Source organism: Sphingobacterium thermophilum, assembly GCF_039541675.1.
In the GTDB taxonomy this organism is placed as follows: domain Bacteria; phylum Bacteroidota; class Bacteroidia; order Sphingobacteriales; family Sphingobacteriaceae; genus Sphingobacterium; species Sphingobacterium thermophilum.
Map to the genome: position 1 here is coordinate 455,910 of NZ_BAABGR010000006.1, position 23,807 is coordinate 479,716.

Here is a 23,807-nt window from a genome sequence, read left to right on the forward strand (position 1 = left end):
CACATTTACAAAATTCAACAGTATGACAGACAATAAAAATTTTGACGTAATCATCATTGGCGGAAGTTACGCAGGACTTTCATCGGCAATGGCTTTGGGACGTTCGCTGCGGAATGTATTAATCATTGACAGCGGAAAACCTTGCAATCGTTATACGCCACATTCGCACAATTTCATCACACAGGATGGAGCTGTTCCCGGAGAGATTGCGGCGAAAGCCAAAGAACAAGTATTGCAATACGATACCGTGAAATTCTTTGAAGGCTATGCTACGAAAGGCAAGAAAACTGAAAATGGTTTTGAAATCACTATACAATCCGGAGAACAATTCTCTGCGAAAAAGCTGGTTTTTGCAACTGGAATAAAAGATGTTTTTCCTGATATAAAAGGTTTTGAAGAATGTTGGGGCAAGACCGTCATCCATTGTCCGTACTGCCACGGCTATGAATTTAAAGGAGGCAAAACCGCCATCATTGCCAATGGAGACAAGGCTTTTCATCTTGCTTCATTAGTCAATAATCTGACTGATAAAATCACGATTGTCACCGGAGGTAAAGCAGATTTTAAGGATGTGCAATCTGCCAAACTGAAAAATCATCAAATCAATATCGTTGAAAAAGCAGTGAAAGCAATCCAACACCAAAACGGAAGTATGACAGCCTTGATTTTTGCTGACGGAACAAAAGAAAATTTTGGAGCTGCTTATGCGGCCATTCCGTTTGAACAACATTGTAAAATTCCCGAAATGTTGGGTTGCGAACTGACAGAACAAGGCTACATCAAAGTAGATATGTTTCAAAAAACAACGGTTCCAGGTATTTATGCTTGTGGTGACAATGCAAGTCCAATGCGTTCCGTAGCCAATGCTGTAGCAACAGGAAGTCTTGTAGGTGCAATGGTAAACAACGAAATGACAGAAGAAGAATTTTAACGGACGAAAAACCACTAACCGCCAGCAGCGGCTTGGCGTAATGGGGGCGGACGTTCTTCGTATGAACATTTTTGCTAAATTTGAACTGTGTGCTTCGTATCAAGTGTTGTGCTGAAAAGACCCCACTACACCAAGCCGCAAAACGATCTAGAATTAGATTACAATCTAAACCGTAAAGTAACTTTATCAAGATATTTAATTATGCTTACTCGTGCAAAAAGAAGGCGATTATCGCTTGCTGTATTGTTAACGCTGGCGTCTTCACATATTTTAATAGGACAGACGCAGAAGAGTAAAAATAACTTTACCATACAAGGAAAAGTTTATGAGCATCGTGATGGTAAACTTATACCATTGCGCCAAGCTAGTATATCTATCCGTGAATATGGAATTATCACGACAAGCAGTTCGGATGGAAGCTTCTCTTTGAAGAATGTTCCTACAGGCAGTATCAATTTAATAGGTACATATATTGGTAAGCAAGAGATTGATACTATTCTGAATGTCAAGCAAAATATTACACTTAATCTCATTTTCAGAGATAATTCTTTCCGTATCGATGAAGTTGATGTGGTAGCAAAACGTTCTAACAATCTAGTAGGTACATCTTCGAAAATCAGTAGTAATGCGATTGAACACTTACAGGCAAATTCATTAGCAGATGTGATGAGCCTATTGCCAGGAGGTTTGACCTCTAATTCAGACTTGAATACCGCCAAACAAATCAATATTCGTAATGTTGTCAATACTTCGAGCAACATAAATGCTTTTGGAACTTCTATTATTATCAATGGAGCTCCTACTTCTAATAATGCAAATCTTCAGGCTTTAAATCCAACTGTTAGCGGCTCTGCTGTAAGTCTTGCGGGAGGAGCTTCACCATCAGGAGGTTTTGACGTACGTAACATATCTTTGCAAAATGTGGAATCCATTGAGGTGGTGCGCGGTATCCCATCAGTAACTTATGGCGACGCAACTTCCGGTACTGTTATTGTTAATCAAAAGGCGGGAGCTCAACCTCTTACCATTGAAGCTAGAACAAATCCTAATATTTATAGCTTAAATATTACAGATGGTATATTATTGAGGAATAACAAAGGAGCATTGAACATTGGAGGAGGATATGCGTATAATATCAATGATCCAGTACAATCTTATCGGTATTATCAGAGAGCTACTTTTAATGCATTATACTCCAATAAGTTATTTGGTGATAGGCTAAATTCTACTAGCGGTATAGATGTGAATTTCGGAAAGGATACCAGAAAGCTAAATCCGGATGACGAGATTACTAAGACAAAGTCTCATGCAAAAGAAATAGGTTTCTCCTTACACACTAAAGGAAATGTTACTTTTGACAATAAATCCTTAAAATATATCCAATATTCCGGTAAGATAGGATACACAAATAAGTATTCTTATTTACAAGAACAATATACTTCTGCTAATGCGCCATATTCGATGACATATACAGACAGGGCTGTATTGACAAACTTTCCTGGAAGGAAATTTTATGATATTGAGGGTAAAGAAATTACCAACATTCCAGTTGGTGAAGAGCATCTCTATGCAGTCTATCTTCCTAGTACATATGTTGGTGAATATACTATAGATGGAAAAGAGTTAAATGCTTTTGTACAGACTTCAGCGAATTTTTTTAACCGTATCGGCAACACTAATCACAGTTGGCGTTTTGGAGCCGATTATAAGATAGATAAAAACTTCGGCGATGGAAAAATCTTTGCCGATTCTCTTCCTCCATACCGTAATTTGAGTTATGTGAATGCTACTTTCCGAAAGAGAAGATACAAAGACATTCCTGCCTTGCAGCAATTCGGGTTGTTTTTCGAAGAGGATTTTTCAATGCTCATTGCTAACCGTAAGCTGAATATTATAGGAGGAGTGCGTTATGATCTTTTTAACGGAGACAAATCTGTATTGTCGCCTCGCGTAAATGCTTCGTACGAAATTATACCTCGTACTTTTAGTATCAAAGGAGGATATGGTTTATTAGCAAAGGCTCCAAGCTTACTTTATTTAAGTCCTGAAGATGCTTACTTTGAATATATCAACATTAATGAATTGGCGAACACAGCTATTCCGGAAGCAGAACGAGTGTTTATGACGACTACCCGCGTATTCAGCACAGAAAATAAAAATCTTAAAATAGCACAAAATAGGAAAGCTGAGTTAGGATTCGATTTTAACGTTGGCAAGTCGTCTTTAAGTGTAACAGCCTTTCGCGAAAAACTTGAAAACGGATATAACTACAGAGTGACAGCAAAACCTGTGGAGTTTATAGAATATAAGCGTGTAAACAACAATGAACCTATTTATTCAGCTATTTCAAATCCTGTTCTCGCTAAATTTAATATGCCAGGAAATGGTGCCCGTTTGGATAAAGAGGGTATTGAATTTGAATTGTTTCTAAAACGTTTTGATGCTATACGTACACAGTTCAGTATAAACGGTATGTATATCAATCAGAAAACTTATTCTTCGGATTATGTCACTTATGATGGTCAAAGTGGAACAGGAGCTTCAAGCAGAACCCATATTGCACTCTATGAGCCGAAGATGACTGTCCTTAACGAGAAGTCTACAGTAAGTTCGTTAAGAACGGTACACAATATTCCAAGTATAGGATTTGTAGTAACTTTGACTACCGAATTTATTTGGAACGAGTCAGATTGGACGACCTATGGCAATGATTCTATTCCTATAAAGTATATCAGCAAGATAGATGGGCAGATTTACGATTTTGATCCTTCGCGTAAAGATGAAAGTGAGTTCAAAGTATTATTGAGACCTGTATCACGTACCTTGGAAACCGTAGAAAGCTTACCAACAATGGTAAACTTTAATCTTAACTTGACCAAAGAAATAAGAGACTATATCCGCGTATCGTTTTTTGCAAATAATATTTTCAGGTATTATCAAATCGCGCAGTCAGACCGGGTAAAATCCAACTATTATAAAAGAAATATTCCATATTACTTTGGGCTTAATTTGGCGGTAAAACTAAAATAAAACTGTAGATTATGAAAAGTAAATATTTACTTCTGTGCATATTTATATCCTTATCCTTTATAGGGTGTGCTAAGATTAACAGCGCGTTAGATACAGATGATATACAATATCTTTCTGTAAATCTTAGAGCACACTCCGTAGCAGAAGGTGTAGAAACAACGGAAGGACTAAAAGTTGTTTTCGAAAATTTTACTGAAGGTTTTAGGTTAGAGTATATTCTTAAAGATGGAGTTAATAAGATTGAAAAATTGATTCCGGGAACGTATTCTATCAATATTACCGGCGTAACTAAATATAATAATAAGCAATATTATCTTATCGGTAGTAAGATTAACCATGTCATTGTCAAGGATGGGGAGTATATTGATATAGATGTTAATGGTGCTTCTGTGGGACCTTTGACATTCAGCGAGATTTTCTATGCCGGAACCTCTCCTTTTTATTTTAGAAATCAGTTTTATGAGATTACCAACAATTCTGATGAGATAGTATATCTCGATGGGTTATACTTTGCCAATTTGTATCCTTCTACTGCGACAACAAATTTGCCGACTTGGCCGACAGAAGATGGCAATCGTTATGTATATGCCGAACGTGTATGGAAAATCCCTGGAGATGGAACGACCTATCCTTTGGCACCGGGAGAGTCATTCAGTATAGCTCAGTTTGCTGCTAACCATAAATTGCCACAGTATAATCCTAATTCACCAATAGATTGCTCAACGTCTGAGTTCGAGTTTAACATGGATAATCCTAATTTTCCGGACCAGCCAGCCACTGATATGATTCATGTTTTTTATAACGGCAGTGCTTCAAAAGGTACTTTGCCACAATATCTTACTTCTGTGTTTGGCGGTGCGTACGTGATATTTAGAGTTCCAGAAGGAGAGAGTTATGACCCGGTAAATGATCCTAATATGCGAACTCGTGATTTAGGAACAACATCGACTAATCTGTACGCTAAGATTCCTATTCGATATATCATAGATGGGGTTGAGGCAGGACATAACGAAAGTATGATTTCAGCCAAGAGAGTAGCATCAGTTGTGGATGCAGGAATGACTTACGTAGGAGCCACCTATAACTCTCTTGGCGTAAGACGTAAAAAAGTGGGTACACGTGAGGATGGAACTCCTATTCTGCAGGACACAAATAACAGTACAGAAGATTTTGAAAGAATGGTAGTTCCTGCTTTCCGCTTTTACAATCAAGGTATTCCATCATGGTCTTCAGCAAACTAATGTTAACCTTCAAATCACTACGAGTTCTGATGAAAAGAAATATAAAATTCAGCGCTTTAATACTAATGCTTATCTCAATCTTGAAAGTACAGGCGCAGCAAATGTCAAAAAATATAATTGAGCAGGAACAAGAGTCGCAGATTAACCAATGGAACGCTTCTGGAAATGCTGCAGGACTTCTGCTGGATAATCCTTCACAAAATTCAAGTTTAGAGGTAGGCACTTCTTCCACACAAGGAAATTTCAGACAACCATATAACGGAGAGAAAATCAATACTATTTTTTTGAATACAAAAGGTAATTTATATCTAAAAAATTATTATCTGCAAGGATATTTTGCTTATAAGCGCAACAATATTAAGGCCGCGGAATATAATGCTTCTCTGATTGATCCTCTACGTCTTATGCCTTACATTGTGGCTGATACCAATATCAGCGATTGGGTAAATCAGTATTATGACTTGGGATTCAAGCTGAACACAAAACCTGTAGCAGGTAAATTGATGTTGGGGCTTAATGTAAACTACAAAGCACAAAGTGGAGCTAAACAAAGGGATATCCGTGCGAATAATCAATATTATGAACTTCAGCTAGATCCCGCTTTATCCTTGACTATTAGTGCCAAACATCATATTGGTGCTAACTTTCATTATAAAAATTTTAAGGAACAGTCTTCTAATTCGAATGTCAATACCTATGTTGACCAAGGGTACTTCTTCCTATTAGGTTTGGGAAATGCTATAGCATATGTAGGATCGGGAAGAACGATGAACTATGAGGGGGATGCTATGGGTTTTGGTGTTCAATATCAATATTCAGGCAAAAGTAAAATTTTCACAAATCTTAATTATACAGTTCAGGCTGAGGATGCCAATATAGCCTTTACGAATACCAGACCAGGCGGCACTTTATTGATGAAGAAATGGGATATGGGGCTTAATTTCCAACAGAGAGGAGAAGAGTTTACTCATTTAGTTCAAGCAACTATGAGCACCTCTAATTCCAGTGGAATAGAATATATCACAGAGTTTGTTAGTGGGTTAGAGTCGGATGGGTATTATGTACTATACAAGTCTGTTCGCTCAAAATATGCTAACACCTTAGTGTTAGGTCAATATGAATTGCAGAAAAATCATGGGTTAGCATACAATTGGAAAACAACCATTTATGCTGCATTAGAGAAGATGGCAAACAAATACCTAATTCCAGAATCTACCATGGAAACCGATAATTTGAAGTATGGAATAGGAATACATAAGTTATTTGACCTGTCATCTACTAGACGAGTGCAGCTGACTATTGGATTACAGGCTTTAAGAAAACAAAATCTTGCAGGAAAATACGATTATAATGGTGCAGATGCCGAAGAGCTTACGGTTAAAGACTTAGAAGAACGCAATTTTCAATACCTGATAAGTGAATCTACAACATATGAAGTACCGATGACTTATTCACAGCAGCTTAAAAGAGGAAGAGATACTGAAATGTTTATCAAGCTCATAGGCTATTACACCAATACCGAAAACTTTCACTTCAACAATAGAAAAAGCTTTAGAATAAGTATAGGTACTACTTTCTAAAAATCCGAGAAGGTAATAAATGGACCGAACATATTTTAGGGTTGAGCATATTTTCTTTTTTAATAATATGGGAGATGAAATTATATAAGAAGACACTATTTTTAATATTTATTGGTAGCTCGATATTTGGGCATGTTGCTCTTGGCCAGCAGATTACATATCCTACGCGGCAGATAAAAGACCGTTCATTTGCTATTATTGTAGATAATAGAACTTATGCTCAGTGCAAGGAGGAACTGACGCTGTATCGTCAGGTTGTAGAAAAGGAAGGGTTGCCTACTTTTATCGTATCAGGCAACTGGTCTTCACCAGAACAGGTTAAAATAGAAATCTTCAAGCTTTATAAAATCCATAAATTGGAAGGGATAGTACTTATAGGAGATATTCCTATAGTCATGGTTCGTAAGGGACAGCATCTTGCTACAGCATTTAAGATGCACGAAAAGCTTGATATAAGAGAATCATCCATTCCTTCAGATCGCTTTTACGATGATTTTGATCTTACTTTCGATTTTATAAAAAAGGATGAGAAAGATTCACTTTTATTTTATTACAATTTGGGAATAAATTCGGCCAATAAGATTCAAAGTGAAATATATTCGGCGAGAATTAAACCTATTGCTGCAGAAGGGAAAAATTCTTATCAACAAATAAGCCATTATCTTAAAAAGGTAATTACGGCCCACACGGAAAATAATAGAATTAGTAACGTGTTAACTTATTTGGGGGACGGAACATTATCAAATTCTCTTGCAGCATGGACACCTGAGTTATATCGTCTGGAAGAACAGTTCCCAAATACATTTAAAAGTGGTAAACAGGCCCAGTCCTTCAGATTCGACAGCTGGAACTATCCAAAAGATGAATTGATAAACCAGTTTAGAAGAAAAGATTTAGATATAGCCTTTATTCATGAGCACGGAATGCCGGAGCACATGTTTATCTCCGGCGATATTCCTTCACAATATTTGGAGGAGCATTTCCAAGCTTTGCAATACAGCTTAAAAAAATTGGCAGGAAGACTGATCAATGACAGTAAAGCCCAAGGGAAATTTTATGATACTTATGTGTCTAAGTATAACTTAGCACCATCTATTTTAGACGGCTATGATAGTAGAGATTTCAAGGAACAGGATTCTTTACGAAATAACCGTCAAGGTATAGTTGTGACCGAAGTGGATGAAATTAAGCCAAATGTTAGATTAACAATTTTTGATGCTTGCTACAATGGAGATTTTCGTGAGAAAGATTATATAGCCGGTCGCTTTATCTTCTCGCAAGGAAAGGCCTTGGTTGCATTAGCAAATAGTGTAAGTATATTACAGGATGTAAATACCACACATCTTATAGGTACACTTGGTATGGGAGTTTCTGTGGGTAAATGGGCGCAGCAAAATTATGTATTGGAATCCCATCTTATTGGAGATCCTACTTTTACCTTTGCTAAAAATAGTGGGGAAGATTGGAGTTGGGTATTTAGAGAAAAGAATAATAGGAAATTAGTTGCCGCCTTGCGAAAAGCTCAGAAAGCGGATGCAAGAAATATTATTTTTACTCAGCTATATAAAAATAACTTTGCTGGATTGCCGAAACTTTTGGCTAAAGAGTATCATCAATCCAATTATGTAACAACACGATATACATGTTTGCATTTGGCAAATCTTATAGGAGGTGATTTTCAACTTAATATGTTAAAAAGGTCCTGCAAAGATAGTGATGAGTTTATCCGTCGTCACAGTATCAATACTATGTCAAAAGTAGGACATCCTTCTTTGCTTCCATATATCTTAGAGGCTTATATTGAAAACCAGCAAGCATCTAGAGTTCTGTTTAGTATCAAGATGTCCTTATATTCTTTTAATCAAAAACTTATTAAGGAAGAAGCAGAAAAGGTTTTTGCACAGGCTCCTGTCGTTGACAAAACAAAATTTAAGGAAAAATTTTATGACGATCAGTTTCAGGGATTTTATCAAAATTTGGATTCTATAATTTTCGACAGTAAGAATTCATTACGTACTTTGGCGATATCTTCATTAAAAAATGTCAATTATCATCCTTCGGTAGATAAGTATCTAACCATGGTTAAAGATAATAAGGAGGATGTTACAATGCGTATAGCTATGTTGCAATCGTTGGCCTGGTTTGGGCAATCCTACCGTAAGATGGAAATCTTACAAGCATGTGAAGAAATAGCTAATGCTACCGATATTCCTGAAGAAGTAAAAACTCAAGCTTTACGAACTCTTAATATATTAAAATAATGAGTAAAATATTAAAAATAATAGCGCTATTTATTTCCTTAACATCATGGGTATACGCCCAAGTGAAAATCGAAAAGCCTACCGTTATTTCCAAAAACAAAGCCTTCGCAATTTTTATTGACATCGAAACTTACAAACATACTAGGGATGCTGTGAAAGCTTATCGAGATATAGTAGAAAAAGATGGACTTCCAACTTATATTGTTTCCGGTGATTTCAAAAAGCCGGAAGAAGTGAAGAATGAAATCCTCAAACTTTACAATGCAAAACAGTCTCTTGAAGGTGTAGTATTTATCGGAGAGATTCCCATCGTTATGATTCGCAATGCTCAGCATATGACTACAGCTTTCAAGATGAATGAAGATAAATTTCCTATTTATGAGTCCTCGGTACCTTCGGATCGTTTTTATGATGACCTTAATCTTACCTTTGATTATATCAAACAAGACGATCGTGAGCCTATTATTCATTATTATAAGCTTAGAGAAGACTCTCCACAGCACTTAAATCCTTCCATATATTCGGCTCGTATACGGTATCCTAAAGGACGTGGAGGAAACGTTTATCAAGCTATAAGTGATTATTTGTATAAAGTAGTTCGGACACCTCGTGATAATATCTTAGATTACTTTGTGGCTTTCACAGGTTCAGCATACAATTCAGAATGTTTAGTTGCATGGAAAGATGATGTCAAGGCGTATAGGGAGGATTTTCCTTACCTTGGAAAGACCAATACGCATTTCAAACACCTCAACTTTCGAATGGATGATTTTATGAAATTCAAACTTTTCGATGAGATGCAACGGCCGGAAGTTGATCTTCTGTTGATGCGTAAACATGGAACTCCAACACGCGAGCTTATAAACAATGAACCTAGCGGATTTTCGATAGAAACCCGTATTGAAGCAATACGTCGTGAACTTTACAATAATCTACGTAAAGCTATAAAAGCAAAGAAAAATGTGGATTCACTTAAAAAAGTATACCAAAAAAAATATCAGCTTACGGAAAAATTCTTCGATAGATTAAACGATATGGAGCTGGCAAAGCAGGATAGCGCTGTGAATGCAAACAACTCCATCCACACGGCAGATCTTAGAAAAATAAAAACAAATCCACTTTATGTAATTCTGGATGCCTGCTATAACGGCTCTTATCATGAGGATGATTATATTGCAGGAAATTATATTTTTAATGAAGGAAATACTATTGCAGCACAAGGAAATACACGTAACGTGTTGCAAGACAAATGGACGATGAACCTTGTCGGTTTGTTATCGTACGGTGTGCGTCTAGGTTTAGTGCATAATATGAATGTAACTTTGGAAAACCACCTTATTGGTGATCCAACATTCCATTTTGGCACAAAAGAGAATGAAAAACTTAACATTCAGCTTACCAAAAATAACAATTTGAATTACTGGAAATCTTTATTAAAAAAGGAGGACCCTATCTATCAGTCTGTTGCTTTACGAAAGATTGCTGAAAAGGAAAAAAATTTTTCTTCTACCTTGTTGCAATATTTTCTTACCTCAAGCTACAGAACCGTACGTATGCAAGCGTTGAAACTATTGTCAAAGTATGCCAACGCTGACTTTAAAGAAGCTGTAAAAAAAGGACTTAGTGATGAATATGAAATGATTGCACGTCAGTCAGCAATATATGCTGGAAGTATAGGTGATTCTGACTTGTTAGAAGCACTTGCTGAAGCCTGGGTGCATGATAAATCACGACAACGTGTGCAATATAATATAGAATCAAGCTTGCGAGTGTTTGATAAGTCAAAAGTAGAGACAGTGTTTATCGAAAGTTTGCAAAAAAGTAATAGAATAGACAAAGAAAAAGAAATTGCAGATCTGTTACTGTCTTTTCGCAAAAAGGGATATTACGAATTAGGTTTCGAAAAGATTATGGACAGAAATACTTCCTTAGAAGAGCGTATTGATAATATCAGAGTAATCCGAAATTATAATTTTCATCAGCATGTGGATAGCTATTTGGCGCTACTTCATGATTCCACTGAACCATTACAGGTTAGAGTATGTATGGCAGAAGCGTTAGGATGGTTTAGGTTTTCGGTTATGAGACCTTTGATTATTGAAAGTTTGACCAAATTAAGTCAATCTCCTTCAATTGAAAAAGAGCTTAAAGATGAAATTATACAATCCTTGATTAGATTGCAAGGATATAATGCTTTAGTGTCATTGTCCCCTAGAGCCTGATAGCCTTATCAGGCTTTTTCTGTTTAATTGGTGGTGTTTATATGATGTATGTTAAAGGTTTAAAACATAAAAAAAAGCCCGACCATGGTCGGGCTTTGAGTACCTAGGGCGGGAATCGAACCCGCACTCGCTTTAGGGCGAACAGGATTTTAAGTCCTGCGTGTCTACCAGTTCCACCACCTAGGCGACACTGGAGCGAAAGACGAGATTCGAACTCGCGACCCCAACCTTGGCAAGGTTGTGCTCTACCAACTGAGCTACTTTCGCTTATATTGTCTTTCAAAAGTTAAAGGATATCGCACCCTTCCGTTTTGATGATGCAAATATAGAGCTATAATCCAGTTTTGCCAAATGTTTTTGAAAATAAAAAAGCACTTTTTATTAAGGTACAATACATTTATTTGATTATCAAGGAGAATAAATTTTCTATAAAAATAGCCTACCTTAATAGCAGGCTATTTTATTTTGGTATATTCATTTCTATTGAAGTAAGCCAGCGCGACGCAACAGCGCGTCAACCTGTGGCTCTTTACCACGGAATTGCTTGTACAGTTTCATAGGATGTTCCGTACCTCCTTTGGACAAGATGTTATCCTTGAATTTGGTTGCTACCTCTTTGTTGAAGATGCCGTTCTCTTTAAAATATTCGAAAGCATCGGCATCTAATACTTCGGCCCATTTGTAGCTATAATAGCCGGAAGAATATCCACCGTTAAAGATATGTGAAAAGGAGGTGCTCATGGCAATGTCCTCAACATCCGGATAGAGCTGGGTAGAGGCAAATTGTTCCTTCTCAAAAGCTTTTAGGTCCGTAACGGATGAAGGATCTTTACCATGCCATCCCATGTCGAGAAGTCCAAAACTAAGCTGACGTAGAGTGGCCATGCCTTCCATAAAGGTTGCCGACTCTTTGATTTTTCTTACTAAATCCATAGGGATACTATCCCCAGTTTCGTAGTGTCTTGCAAAAAGTGTCAGAGCCTCTTCTTCATAACACCAATTTTCCATAATCTGACTTGGTAGTTCCACAAAATCCCAATAAACTGAGGTGCCCGAAAGGTTAGGGTAGGTGCTGTTGGCCAGCATGCCGTGCAGGGCATGGCCAAACTCGTGGAATAAGGTGGTAACTTCGTTGAAGGTTAGTAAAGAAGGTTTTGTATCCGTAGGGGGTGTGAAGTTACACACAATAGATACGTGAGGACGTTCGTTGATACCATCTTTGATATATTGAGGTTTGAACGATGTCATCCATGCACCTTGACGTTTACCCTTGCGCGGGAAAAAGTCAGCATAAAACACAGCCACCAAATTTTTGTTTTCGTCTTTAACTTCAAAGGTCCGTACATCGGGATGGTATTTATCGATATTATCAACCTCATTGAACTGTAAGCCGTAGAGTTTGTTGGCTACCATAAACACTCCCGCAAGCACATTTTCCAGTTTAAAGTAAGGTTTCAGCAGTTCGTCATCCAGTTGGAATTTCTGCTGTTTTAGCTTTTCGGAGTAATAGGCTCCGTCCCACTTTTGCAACTGATCTAGGCCGTCTCGTTGTTGGGCAAAGGCTGTTAGCTCTTCAAACTCTTTCCATGCTGCGGGCTTAGCCTTCTCCAGTAAGTCGTTGAGGAAATTCCATACTTTGGTCGGAGATTCAGCCATACGTTCTTCCAAAACAAAATCGGCATGTGTAGCATAACCCAACAGCTGCGCACGCTGATGACGCAATCGGACAATCTCGAGGACTATAGCCTCATTGTTGTTGGCATTGTTCTGAAAACCTTTTCTTCCTGCGGCCAGCGTTATTTCCTTTCGTAGTTCCCTATTATCCGCATATGTGACAAAAGGAATATAGCTAGGATAATCCAAGGTGAAAATCCATCCATCTTTCCCTTCCGCTTTTGCGAGAGCTGCTGCTGCTTCGATAACACTTTCAGGCAATCCGGAAAGATCTTGGATATCCATAATATGGAGACGGTAGGCATTGTTGTCTGCCAGTACATTTTCCCCAAACTTGAGTTTGAGCACCGACAGGCGGGCGTCTATCTCACGGAGCTGAGCCTTTTGCTCTTCATTAAGAAGAGCCCCGTTGCGGGTGAATGTTTTGTAGGATTTCTCCAACAGTGTTTTTTGCTCTTCATTGAGAGGAAGGGAGTCTTTCTGTTCATATACCGCTTTTATGCGGGCAAACAGCTCCGCATTCAGGTTGATGTCGTTGGCTAAGGCAGAAAGTTTAGGTGCTACCTCTTGTGCTATCTTTTCAAGTTCTTCGTTGGTATCCGCAGCGTGGAGATTAAAGAAGATATTACTTATGCGGTCTAAAGTCATTCCCGAGAAGGCTAGAGCTTCTACCGTATTTTCGAACGTTGGCGCTTCAGGATTATTTACGATGGCGTCGATCTCTTTTTTTGTCAAGGCAATACCTTCTTCAAAAGCGGGAAGGTAATCCTTCTCCGTAATCTTGGAAAAAGGTGCAGTATCGTATGCTGTGTTGAATTTTTCTGTGAGTATTCCCATGTAGATAAAGCTATAAATATTTCATAAAATATAAATCACAATTAAGTAAAGAGTATTAAACAAAAAATCCCTAAACAGATACGTTTAGGGATTTTATCGTACGACATCTAAAACTATTGGATTGGTGCAGGAGCTTCCTCATCGAAAAGAGGAAACTCTTTGATGATGTTGTACCAAGAGATAATTTTTTTGATATCCGAAATGTAAACTCTCGATTCATCATGACCTGGAGCTACTTCTCGGAAGAAGTTACGTAACTCTTCGTTGCTAGCAGTTTTAGGGTCAGGGGTGTTACCACCATTGGCTTTAATGGTTTCCAACACATCTAAAAGACGAATTTCATCTTCTTCGCCATAGATGGTGATGTCTTCCAATGTAGCCATTTTGGTAGTGTTTAGATTTACTACCGTCTTAATTTTAGCCTTATCCAAAGATTCCAAGATAAAGCCAGCTCTGTTTTGTCCGATTAATTTGTATAATCCCGGTTTACCGGTTACCGATACTAAAGCTCTTAAGTTCATTATGTTTTATGATGATTAGTCTTCAATAATTTCTACAGCTAATATTCTGTCACCCTGACGGATATCGTCGATGACGTCCACGTTTTCTACCACTTTGCCGAAGCAAGTATGATGACGGTCGAGGTGAGCTGTATTCTGACGGTTGTGGCAGATGAAGAACTGAGAACCTCCGGTATTTCTTCCGGCGTGAGCCATAGACAACACACCACGATCGTGGTATTGGTTGTCGCCATCCAATTCACAGTCGATTTTATAGCCCGGACCACCAGTTCCAGGAATTCCTGTAGCACCCTCACGGCTGTTAGGACATCCTCCTTGGATCACAAAGTCAGGGATAACACGGTGGAAAGCTAGTCCGTCATAAAAACCTTCCTTAGCTAATTTGATAAAGTTGGCTACTGTATTTGGAGCGTCGGCTGTATAAAACTCTACAGTCATGTCGCCTTTTTCTGTCTTAATAATCGCTTTACTCATTACTAAATAAATTTTGTAGGCTACAAATATAGTATTTTTATATAAAGAAAGGTCTTCAAAAGACGGAAGAGCTTAGGAAATGTTGGACGTAGGCCGGGAATTTTGTAAATTCAATTTTACCAATTATTTACTTTTTTTCGTTAGCTTTTCTATGAATAAGTTAGTAATCAGAGAGTGGTCGGCGGCGGACCGCCCACGCGAAAAGCTTATGGAACAAGGGCGACGGGCTTTGACCGATGCTGAGCTGCTGGCGATACTTATAGGTTCCGGCTCTGCGGAGGAAACAGCCGTAGAACTGTGCCGTCGTATCTTGAAAGATGTAAATAACAGCTTGGACCGCTTGTCAAAACTGGAAGTAAAAGATCTTTGTACTTACAAAGGGATAGGTGAGGCGAAAGCTATCACCATCATTGCCGCTTTGGAGCTTGGCAGAAGAAGGAAAGAGGAAGCTTTGACCGAGCGTCCTGTGCTCAACAGCAGTAAGCGTGTGTATGAGTATTTCCGGGCCAAACTGCAAGACCTTCCTCACGAAGAGTTTTGGGTAATATATCTCAACACGGCATGTAAGGTTGTTGAAAGTCAACTTATCGGAAGAGGAGGAAATGACTTTACACCTGTAGATGTACGCGTAATCTTACGATATGCTTTGCAGTGTAATGCACATTCCATGATTCTTGTGCATAATCACCCTTCCGGCTCCTTACAGCCTAGTCAAGCCGATAGAACGTTGACGCGTAAAGTATGTGAGGCCGCCACAGCAATAGATATAAAAGTTAACGATCACCTTATTTTTACGGACACGTCCTATTATAGTTTTCGTGATGAAGGATTGCTTTAAAAGTTGTTGTAACGCTGGTAGATGAGTCTTACTTTCTCTTGTTCATCTCCTCCTTGACGGATAGCCCGTAGACGACTGGGGTGATCTACAATACGCTTTTCGTTTTGGTGGGTTTTCCAGAAATTTATGATACCGAAACGGCCAATCTTGGTGTTGGGAAGCCCCAAGAGTTGGCACGAATAGTCACCCAACAGAAAATGGTTGTAAAAGAGATGTATCTCCCGCATCATTAACCGCATCACCTTATTAGTAGGGTAACCGGCATGTACAGGTTCATCTTTCAGGGCGGCAGCTAGCAGTTTGCTGTCTTCGTCTCCCTCACGCTGTGTCATTGTCCAAAGATATAGGGACTCTATAGCTTGTTCTTCGGTTTCTGGCAGAAGATGCAGTGGTATGCCAAGCAAGTGACCTACATATTTCCAAAAGTGGAAAAGTCCCTCTATTTCCTGATTGGAAGGTTGTATTCCCATACGTCGTAATCCTACCAAAAAGACCATTGAAAAGCCTAGGTTAGTAGCAAGCATATCCCATAAGTTTATCGGAACACCCCATTTGCTGCTATCCCAAGAGGTGTGCTTAAGAATATTGATACGAGAAAAAGAATGAATAGCTCTGGTCAGAAAAATTTGATAGAAACCTTCTGAGGATGGGTGTAGACCATTCTCTTGGGTGATATGTACCCAAAAATTAACGGTATCGGTAAGTCGTTTTACAGCACCTTTTTTCAAGGCTCCTGTATATATCAAAGGCTTGTTAATGGCGGCGGATTCATAACCTCCCATCAGACAATAGTCTCTCAAGACTATAAGGGCAGAAAGACCGGCTCTCCGACATAATTCAGCTCCGTATTGTAGCTTTTTTCTATCCAGCCATAGGGGAGAAAAATCTATTGAAGCAAAGAAGTCATCCCAAATCTGCTTTTGAAATATATCTGTTAACGAGCCTTTAAGATATTCACCTAAAGAGTGGTTACCTTGCTTGAAGCCTATCTTTTCGTGCAGGTCACTGACAAGTCTATCGCCCTGTTCATCCCAGGTAAAAAGATAAGGAATATAACTTTCGGCCTTAGCTATATCGGGTGTATAGCCCAGCTTTTGCAATAAAGCCACACCGGGCCCCTCTTTCCAATAATAAGAAAAGGAAGATTCGTTGATTTTATATCGGTAAGGAGTAGAAGTCATACGCATTAATTATTTAAACTCCAGTCGAAATATATGGTATGTGCTACAAGAATGTCATTATCGATTACAAAATCAAAGTCTAAATAATCCTCTTGACAGGACTTTGTGTCCGAACAGCAATACCTACGTTGTACGATAAAGGTTAGACGAAAAGCACCTTTTCGCTCTCCCTGATTATAGAAGAAGTTCTTCACTTTAAACAGGGTAGCTTGTGGGCCGCCATCTTTATTGCCAAGCCCGTCCAAAATATATTCTTGCAGCTCTTGTCTATGATTGCTATTCAGCAGCTCCGCTAAAAGCTGCTCATTTTTGGAGAGCTCTTGAATATCTATATTCGGGATTTTAATCTTCAATTCGCAGTTGTTCATATGCTATTATTTTATCATAATGCCTGTAATTAGCAACAAATTTTTGGACAAGATTTAAGGTGCTTTCCCGATCCAAAATTATTTCTATTGATTTTATAATTATATAAAATACAAACTGTTGTTCTTTTTCAATTAACTTTTTACTGTAAGTAATTTTATTCTTTTCCTTACTGATGGAAAAATAATTTTTCTTCAACGGCTTTATTGAAATTTGCGGCAAAAGATGATTTAACTCTTCTTCTAATGTAGACAAGCAGGAGTTGATAAAGTTTTGCAACAGAAGAAGTTTTATCTCTTCGCTATTTTTTTGTCTTAATACCATGCCTTCCGGCAGATATATTATGCCATCATGAAAGTAAGCTTGACTAATATGCTTGTATCGTATAGGGTATTTATTGCCGAAAATAGAAAAATAGGAAGAGGACGGATTACTCTTTGTGTAAGATTTTAACTCTTTAGGAAGGATGTTGCGGACATAAGCAGTAAGCATTTCCTGAGTGTAATGCGCTGGCACATCCAGATGGATAGTGTCATTGACAATCTTTCGGATTTTTATTCCTTCTTGCGCACTTTTGGGATAAATCTTATAATTTTTGTCCTCAATTTCTATTAACATACACAAAATAGTTACGTTAAAGTTAGCATGAAATAATTATGTTTGCATAACACACACAAGCTAAAGTTTATAAAGATGAAGAAAATTTTTGTATTGACTGCAACGATGTTGGCTTCCCAGTTCGTTTTTAGTCAGGAGTACAAAGCGATTAATCTGGATTATATGGATCAATCAGTACGTCCTCAGGATGACTTTTACAATTACGTAAATGGGAACTGGATGAAAACGGTAACTATTCCGTCGGATAGGGCGCGTTGGGGTTCTTTCGATGAGTTGCGCGAAAAGACGGATATTGCCGTATTAGAAATTTTAAAATCAACCCTTGAGGGTACACACCCTAAAGGTTCGGATGCTCAAAAGATTGCCGACCTTTATCGCTCGTACGTAGATTTTGAGGCACGTAACAAAGTAGGGTTGCAGCCTATCCAAAAACAACTAGCAGATATCAACAGTATCCGTAACCTTAAAGATCTTGAAACTTACCTCTTGAAGTATGGTAAAGAGGGAGGAAATCCATTCTATGGCGGGTTTGTAAGTGCACATCTCAAAAATTCCAAAATCAATGCCGTATATCTTGGTGGCGGTGGTTTAGGTTTGGGTCGCAATTATTACCAAAAAGAAGATGAGGCAAACAAGAAAACTTTAAATGACTATTCGGAATTTATCAATACTTTATATAGCAAGTTGGACCCTAAAACCAAAGATCTTAAAGGTCCTAAGGTGATCGCATTCGAGAAGGAAATAGCCTCTTACCTGAAAACCGTCGAAGAATCGCGTGATGCCAAGAAACGCTATAACCCTGTTGCTGTAAAAGATCTTAACAAACTCGTTAAGAATGTTGACGTAGCCGGTTATCTACGTAAGATGGGCTTCACCGCTGATACAGTAATTATCGGTGAAATTAAGTATTATGAAAACTTGGACCGCATTCTTAATGAAAAGAATGTTCCTGTAATCAAAGATTACCTTAAATTCCATCTTATCAGCGATGCTTCTTCTTACCTTACAGAAGAGCTTGACAAACTTTCGTTCGAATTTTTCGGTAAAAAGTTAAGAGGACAGCAAGAACAACGCAGCATCGACAAGCGCGGTTTAGAATATGTAAACGGCAATATTGGTGAGCTATTGGGAAAATTATATGTAGAGAAATATTTCCCTGAGGAGGCTAAAGCTGCTTGTGAAGAGTTGGTAAAATACCTTATCAAATCTTTTGAAATACATATCAAAAATTTGGACTGGATGTCCGAGGCTACAAAAGTTAAAGCTTTAGAAAAGCTGTCCAAATTTACTGTAAAAATAGGTTATCCTGACAAGTGGAAGGATTATTCTAAGCTGGAAATAGGCACTTCGTTGTACGAGAACGTCATGAACATTCAAAAATGGCGTTTTGAGGAAAACCTAGCAAAACAGGGACAGCCGGTGGATAAGGAAGTATGGGGTATGACACCACAGACGGTGAATGCCTATTATAGTCCTTTAAACAATGAAATCGTATTCCCTGCGGCGATTCTTCAAGCTCCTTTCTATGATTTCAGAGCGGATGCGGCAGTAAACTTCGGAGGTATAGGTGCCGTTATTGGTCACGAGCTTTCACATGGTTTTGATGACTCTGGCTCCCAATACGATGGCGACGGAAACCTCAACAACTGGTGGACCGACGAAGATAGAAGAAAATTTGAAGCGGCAGCCGATGCATTGGTTGCACAGTTCGAGAAATATGAGCCTGTTCCAGGAGTATTTGTAAATGGTCGTTTTACGTTAGGTGAAAACATCGGCGACTTGGGTGGTAGTTCGGTTGCTTTCGATGCTTTGAAAATGTATTTGCAGGACAAAGGTAACCCAGGATTAATTGACGGATTTACTCCTGAACAAAGATTTTTCCTTTCGTGGGCTACTATCTGGAGAACGAAAACTACCGATGCTTTCGTTATCAATCAGGTGAAGACAGACCCTCACTCTCCGGCACAGTACAGAGCTTTCGCGCCAATCATCAACTTAGATGGTTTCCACGAAGCGTTTGGCACTAAAGAAGGGGACAAACTTTATGTTCCTAAAGAAAAACGAATCAAAATCTGGTAGTCCAATTTTCAACAATAAAAGCAAAGCTCTCCATTTGGAGAGCTTTTTTGGTTTGTATGGATGTTTGATTAAGGATAAGTTGTCACAACTTTACTAATCTTCCAGCCGTTATCCGTCAACTTTAGCGTGACGAGGTCCACTCTCTGGAAATGATTGAAATCCATAGTGACTTTAGCTATACATGACTTTCCTGTCTGATCCAAAATCTGATAGTTTGTAGTACAATTGAACTTCAATCCTTTGTTGCTTTCAATTAGTTTGATGTAATTGCGCTTGTTCAAAACCAATTTATTGGCAACATTCTCATATTCAAAGTCATCAGTAAAAAGGTATTTGTTGAACATATAGTTGCCTGCAGTTACAGCTTCAGCATAGGCAATCATTACATCGGCTGAAGATTTATCTTTCAGAGGGTTAAAGGATCCCTTGGCAAATGAACTTAATGACACAATCATTAATAATGCCGCTGCGATAGATTTGATGATGTTTTTCATAGTTGTAAATAATTTTAATGTCTTTTATTGATGGTTAATTCCTTATTTCCTTTTGTCTACACTCCAAAATTAGGCAGGAGAGCGTCTTTATGAAATGGACATTAGATTAGTGGTGTATAAATCTCGGTAAAAGATTATTCTCTTTCGGTGAATTGATATGGAAAAAGTGGAATATCGGTGAAAGAAAGCACTTATCTATAACAGAAGTAATAAAGAGGGTAATTTTTTAAATCATTTTTAAATAGGCTTTTATTTGTTTTTTGTTATTTATAAAATAACAAACTTGATTTTCAGTTTATACTCGAATTAATTATAAAATAATACTTTTTGCCTAATTTATGCTCAATATTCTTTAATTTTATTACGAATACTTACAATAAAACAGATTTATATATCTACCTAAACTAAAAAAAAACTGTTTGTATACCTTTTGTACGCTATTTCATTGCGTATAGAAATTTTATTGCTGTAAAATTAATATTTATGGTTCAACCTAATTATAAACTAATGAGAAGCAACAATTTTTTTAGTGTATTGTGGCATTTGCTGTTGGTGCTCTTATTGACTAGTAACTGTCAATATGCTTTTGCGCAGCAGCGTCGTATTATGGGTAAGGTGCGTAATACCGATAACGTACCGTTAAGTAAGGTTTCGGTGCTCATTCGTGGTACCAATATTGGTACCCTTACGAACGAAAAAGGGGAATATGAGATTACTATTCCTCAGGAAGGAGTTTTGATATTTAGTAGTATAGGTTATGTATCGCAGGAAATTGCAACTGAAGGTAAGCAAACTATTAATGTCACCTTGGCTTTAGAAAGCAAGAATATTGACGAGGTAGTGGTGACGGGGTATTCACAGATAGACCGGCAGCACGTAGCTTCTTCGGTGGCGCAGCTGGATATGGATAAGACCAAAACTAGACCTATCCATAAGATGGAGGAGGCCTTCAGTGGTACTCTGCCGGGAGTGATGATGATGCGGAGCAGCAACCTGCCGGGAGAAGTGCCGGGAATCGTTAACATTCGGGGGATAAGTACCTTAAAAGATGCTGCGCCCTTAGTTATTGTGGACGGTATGGAGCAATCCATGACGGACCTCGATCCTAACCAGATTAAAAGTATAACGGTGCTGAAGGATGCGGCCTCGGCTTCCTTATATGGTTCTCGTGGGGCTAACGGCGTTATCATCATTGAAACTGAAAGAGGATATACCGGACAGTTTAAGGTGGATGTGAACACGTGGACAGCTTTTGACCGTCCTATCAAGCTGCCAGAGTTTGTCGATGCTGTACGCTACATGCGTCTACATAATGCGACGAGAGAGCATCAAGGACAGACACCTTTGTTTTCCGAAGAAGACATCCGAAAAGCAGAGAGTGGCGAAACACCTTCGGTAAATTGGTTGGATGAAGTTATACAACGTAATGCATATTCCTATAATACTAATGCTAATATTTCGGGGGGAGGTGGTGTAGGAACATTCAACCTAATGTTGGGACATAATAAAGAAAATGGACTCAATGATGTGGAGGGAACGCAGAAATTCTCTGCTCGTTTCAATACAAATATTAATATCGCAGACCGATTTGTGCTGCTTGCTGATTTTTACGCCCACCGTCTACAGGTAAATCGATTGATGGCCAATGATGACGGCCATGGCCTTTATCAGTTGGCGTGGCGAATGAATCCTACCCAACAAATTTACTATGATTCTGATCTTCCGGACCATTATATATTACATAATAATATCAATCCAATAGCGTCTATTGAAAAGGGAGGGATTAAGAATTATATGCATGACCGCAGTACTATCAATCTGCGACCTCGGTACAATATCAACAATAATTTGAGTGTTGAAGGTAATGTGTCTTATATGATTAACAAATCTGCCAATAAATACAAGCGTTCTACTTTTAAATTTTTCGATGGAGATGGCGCACCAAGTACGATATGGTCTAACAGTGTGGGAGCAGAGCAGGGCGTAAGTCAATCTCAGTTGACCGCCCGAGCGTTGATAAACTATACTAGAGGAATACGTCAGGATAAGGATAAATTATATTTTCTGTTGGGCTCTGAGGTGATGAGTCATGTTTATACCGACTACAGAGAAATCAATAAAGCTTCATTCTTCGGTAAGCTAAACTATTCTTTTGACAATAGATACATCCTAGAAGCCACAGGTCGTTACGATGGAAGCAGTAAGTTTGCACCAGGACACAAGTGGGGTTTTTTCCCCTCAGTTGCACTAGCGTGGAATGTGCATAATGAAGCATTCATGGAAGAGGTGAAAAGCTCCGGAGTTCTTACCAACCTTAAGTTTAGGGCTTCTTGGGGTAAAATCGGAAACGAAAACGTGGACCCTTACCTTTGGCAAGAGATTGTAAATAATTGGGGCTGGACCATGCGGGTACCTAATCCGCTGTTTACCTGGGAAAAGCAGAGACAATGGAACTTCGGAGTGGATATAGCAGCACTTCAAGACCGACTATCCTTCACGGCGGAGGTGTACAACAAGTATTCCTATGATCTGATATACGACAACTTCCCCGTACCTCCACTGACAGGTTCTTACTATCTTGAGTCTGCCGTAAATATAGGCGAAGTGGAGAATAAAGGTTGGGAAATTTCAGCAAAATGGTCCGATAAGATTGGAAACGTAGAATACAGCATTGGAGGAATGTTATATGATAATACGAACAAAATTATGAAAGCAGGATACACGGAGGCAGATACGTTGGTTTTCAAAGGAAATCCGGATAAAGTATGGTATAAAGGTATCTCACTGGATAATTACTATGGATTTCAGACAGATGGTTATTTCCAATCGCAAGCCGAAATAGATGCTACCAGTGCCAAGTTCCCAAACACCTTACCGGGAGATATCAAATATGTAGATCAAAATGGAGATGGTATCATCAACGATGCTGACCGTGTGAACCTAGGTGATCCGTATCCACATCTTAACTATTCCTTAAGTCTGGATTTGAAATATAAACGATGGGACTTTTCTTTCTTGGGACAGGGGGTCGGAAAGCGTAAAGTGCGTTTGGTTGGGCAAGAGGCTTTTCCGGTACTTATGGATGGAAGTAGTAACTCACTAGGAGCTCCGCGTACATATTATGATGACAACAGCTGGTCACCTGAGAATCCTAACAGCAGGTTCCCACGTCTGTGGCTTGGAAATACAACTAATGCATACCTGAGTGACCTATGGATGAGCAATGGAGCCTATTTCCGTGTAAAGATGTTACAGATAGGTTATACCTTCCCGATGGTAGGAAAGGCTATAAAAAATGTGCGCCTTTATTTTAATGCGCAGGATGCCTTTACTTTTACCAAATATGAGGGCTTGGAACCCGAAATAGGATGGGATGGAAGTACGCGAAACCGTGGAAATGGTGGTTATCCTAGAATGGCAACGTATAGTTTAGGCTTGAGAGCAACAATTTTATAAACTT

The 23,807-nt window shown here is 38.6% G+C and carries 16 protein-coding genes and 2 tRNA genes; 9 read left to right on the forward strand and 9 right to left on the reverse strand.

All coding sequences use genetic code 11. The annotated features are described in order from the left end of the window. Positions 1-22 precede the first annotated feature (22 nt). The 6 genes from ABD873_RS04120 to ABD873_RS04145 all read left to right on the forward strand — a co-directional run bounded on the left by ABD873_RS04120 (position 23) and on the right by ABD873_RS04145 (position 11,265). Positions 23-931: an NAD(P)/FAD-dependent oxidoreductase gene (locus ABD873_RS04120; protein ID WP_345064993.1), complete on the forward strand. Its 909-nt coding sequence runs from the start codon at positions 23-25 to the stop codon at positions 929-931. A gap of 87 nt (positions 932-1,018) precedes the next feature. Beyond that, positions 1,019-3,961 carry a TonB-dependent receptor gene (locus ABD873_RS04125; RefSeq protein WP_345064996.1) on the forward strand — a complete coding sequence of 981 codons (2,943 nt, stop codon included), beginning with the start codon at positions 1,019-1,021 and terminating at the stop codon, positions 3,959-3,961. Positions 3,962-3,972: 11 nt separating this feature from the next. Beyond that, complete coding sequence (locus ABD873_RS04130) at positions 3,973-5,202, forward strand: DUF4876 domain-containing protein (protein ID WP_345064999.1); 1,230 nt, start codon at positions 3,973-3,975, stop codon at positions 5,200-5,202. A 101-nt stretch (positions 5,203-5,303) separates the two neighbouring features. Then, a complete protein-coding gene (locus ABD873_RS04135) occupies positions 5,304-6,782 on the forward strand; it encodes a DUF6850 family outer membrane beta-barrel protein (protein ID WP_345065002.1) in 1,479 nt (492 codons plus the stop codon). Positions 6,783-6,856: 74 nt separating this feature from the next. Beyond that, a complete protein-coding gene (locus ABD873_RS04140; RefSeq protein ID WP_345065005.1) occupies positions 6,857-9,043 on the forward strand; it encodes a hypothetical protein in 2,187 nt (728 codons plus the stop codon). Then, on the forward strand, positions 9,043-11,265 hold the full coding sequence (locus ABD873_RS04145) for a HEAT repeat domain-containing protein (protein ID WP_345065008.1): 2,223 nt from the start codon (positions 9,043-9,045) through the stop codon (positions 11,263-11,265). Before ABD873_RS04140 ends, ABD873_RS04145 begins: the two co-directional genes overlap by 1 nt. Before the next feature lie 100 nt (positions 11,266-11,365). On the opposite strand, the gene ABD873_RS04150 is transcribed toward ABD873_RS04145, so the two are convergent. From ABD873_RS04150 to ABD873_RS04170, 5 genes are all read right to left on the reverse strand, one after another. Further along, a tRNA-Leu gene (locus tag ABD873_RS04150) sits at positions 11,366-11,451 on the reverse strand. 5 nt (positions 11,452-11,456) lie between these two features. Then, positions 11,457-11,532: transfer RNA gene (locus ABD873_RS04155), tRNA-Gly, on the reverse strand. Positions 11,533-11,745: 213 nt separating this feature from the next. Beyond that, positions 11,746-13,776, reverse strand: coding sequence for a M3 family metallopeptidase (locus ABD873_RS04160; protein ID WP_345065011.1), 2,031 nt, complete (start codon positions 13,774-13,776; stop codon positions 11,746-11,748). A 113-nt stretch (positions 13,777-13,889) separates the two neighbouring features. Then, the gene (locus ABD873_RS04165) at positions 13,890-14,297 is read right to left on the reverse strand and encodes a DUF5606 family protein (protein ID WP_345065014.1); all 408 of its coding nucleotides are present in this window, start codon (positions 14,295-14,297) and stop codon (positions 13,890-13,892) included. A gap of 15 nt (positions 14,298-14,312) precedes the next feature. Further along, positions 14,313-14,771, reverse strand: coding sequence for a peptidylprolyl isomerase (locus ABD873_RS04170; RefSeq protein ID WP_345065017.1), 459 nt, complete (start codon positions 14,769-14,771; stop codon positions 14,313-14,315). 151 nt (positions 14,772-14,922) lie between these two features. Between ABD873_RS04170 and radC the strand changes: the two genes are divergently transcribed. Beyond that, a complete protein-coding gene (gene radC, locus ABD873_RS04175) occupies positions 14,923-15,609 on the forward strand; it encodes a RadC family protein (protein ID WP_039053794.1) in 687 nt (228 codons plus the stop codon). Here the strand turns inward: radC and ABD873_RS04180 are convergent. The 3 genes from ABD873_RS04180 to ABD873_RS04190 are packed head-to-tail and all read right to left on the reverse strand — an operon-like array spanning position 15,606 to position 17,774. Then, on the reverse strand, positions 15,606-16,790 hold the full coding sequence (locus tag ABD873_RS04180) for an oxygenase MpaB family protein (protein ID WP_345065021.1): 1,185 nt from the start codon (positions 16,788-16,790) through the stop codon (positions 15,606-15,608). The two genes, radC and ABD873_RS04180, sit on opposite strands and share 4 nt — an antisense overlap. A 5-nt stretch (positions 16,791-16,795) precedes the next feature. Next, positions 16,796-17,158 carry a hypothetical protein gene (locus tag ABD873_RS04185; protein ID WP_345065024.1) on the reverse strand — a complete coding sequence of 121 codons (363 nt, stop codon included), beginning with the start codon at positions 17,156-17,158 and terminating at the stop codon, positions 16,796-16,798. After that, on the reverse strand, positions 17,133-17,774 hold the full coding sequence (locus ABD873_RS04190) for a DUF45 domain-containing protein (protein WP_039053791.1): 642 nt from the start codon (positions 17,772-17,774) through the stop codon (positions 17,133-17,135). Before ABD873_RS04190 ends, ABD873_RS04185 begins: the two co-directional genes overlap by 26 nt. Before the next feature lie 75 nt (positions 17,775-17,849). Between ABD873_RS04190 and ABD873_RS04195 the strand changes: the two genes are divergently transcribed. Beyond that, a complete protein-coding gene (locus ABD873_RS04195) occupies positions 17,850-19,853 on the forward strand; it encodes a M13 family metallopeptidase (protein WP_345065032.1) in 2,004 nt (667 codons plus the stop codon). A 68-nt stretch (positions 19,854-19,921) separates the two neighbouring features. Here the strand turns inward: ABD873_RS04195 and ABD873_RS04200 are convergent, their stop codons facing one another. Continuing rightward, complete coding sequence (locus ABD873_RS04200; protein WP_345065035.1) at positions 19,922-20,347, reverse strand: nuclear transport factor 2 family protein; 426 nt, start codon at positions 20,345-20,347, stop codon at positions 19,922-19,924. 507 nt (positions 20,348-20,854) lie between these two features. On the opposite strand from ABD873_RS04200, the gene ABD873_RS04205 reads away from it, so the two are divergent. After that, positions 20,855-23,803: a SusC/RagA family TonB-linked outer membrane protein gene (locus ABD873_RS04205; protein ID WP_345065038.1), complete on the forward strand. Its 2,949-nt coding sequence runs from the start codon at positions 20,855-20,857 to the stop codon at positions 23,801-23,803. The last annotated feature ends 4 nt before the right edge of the window (positions 23,804-23,807 follow it).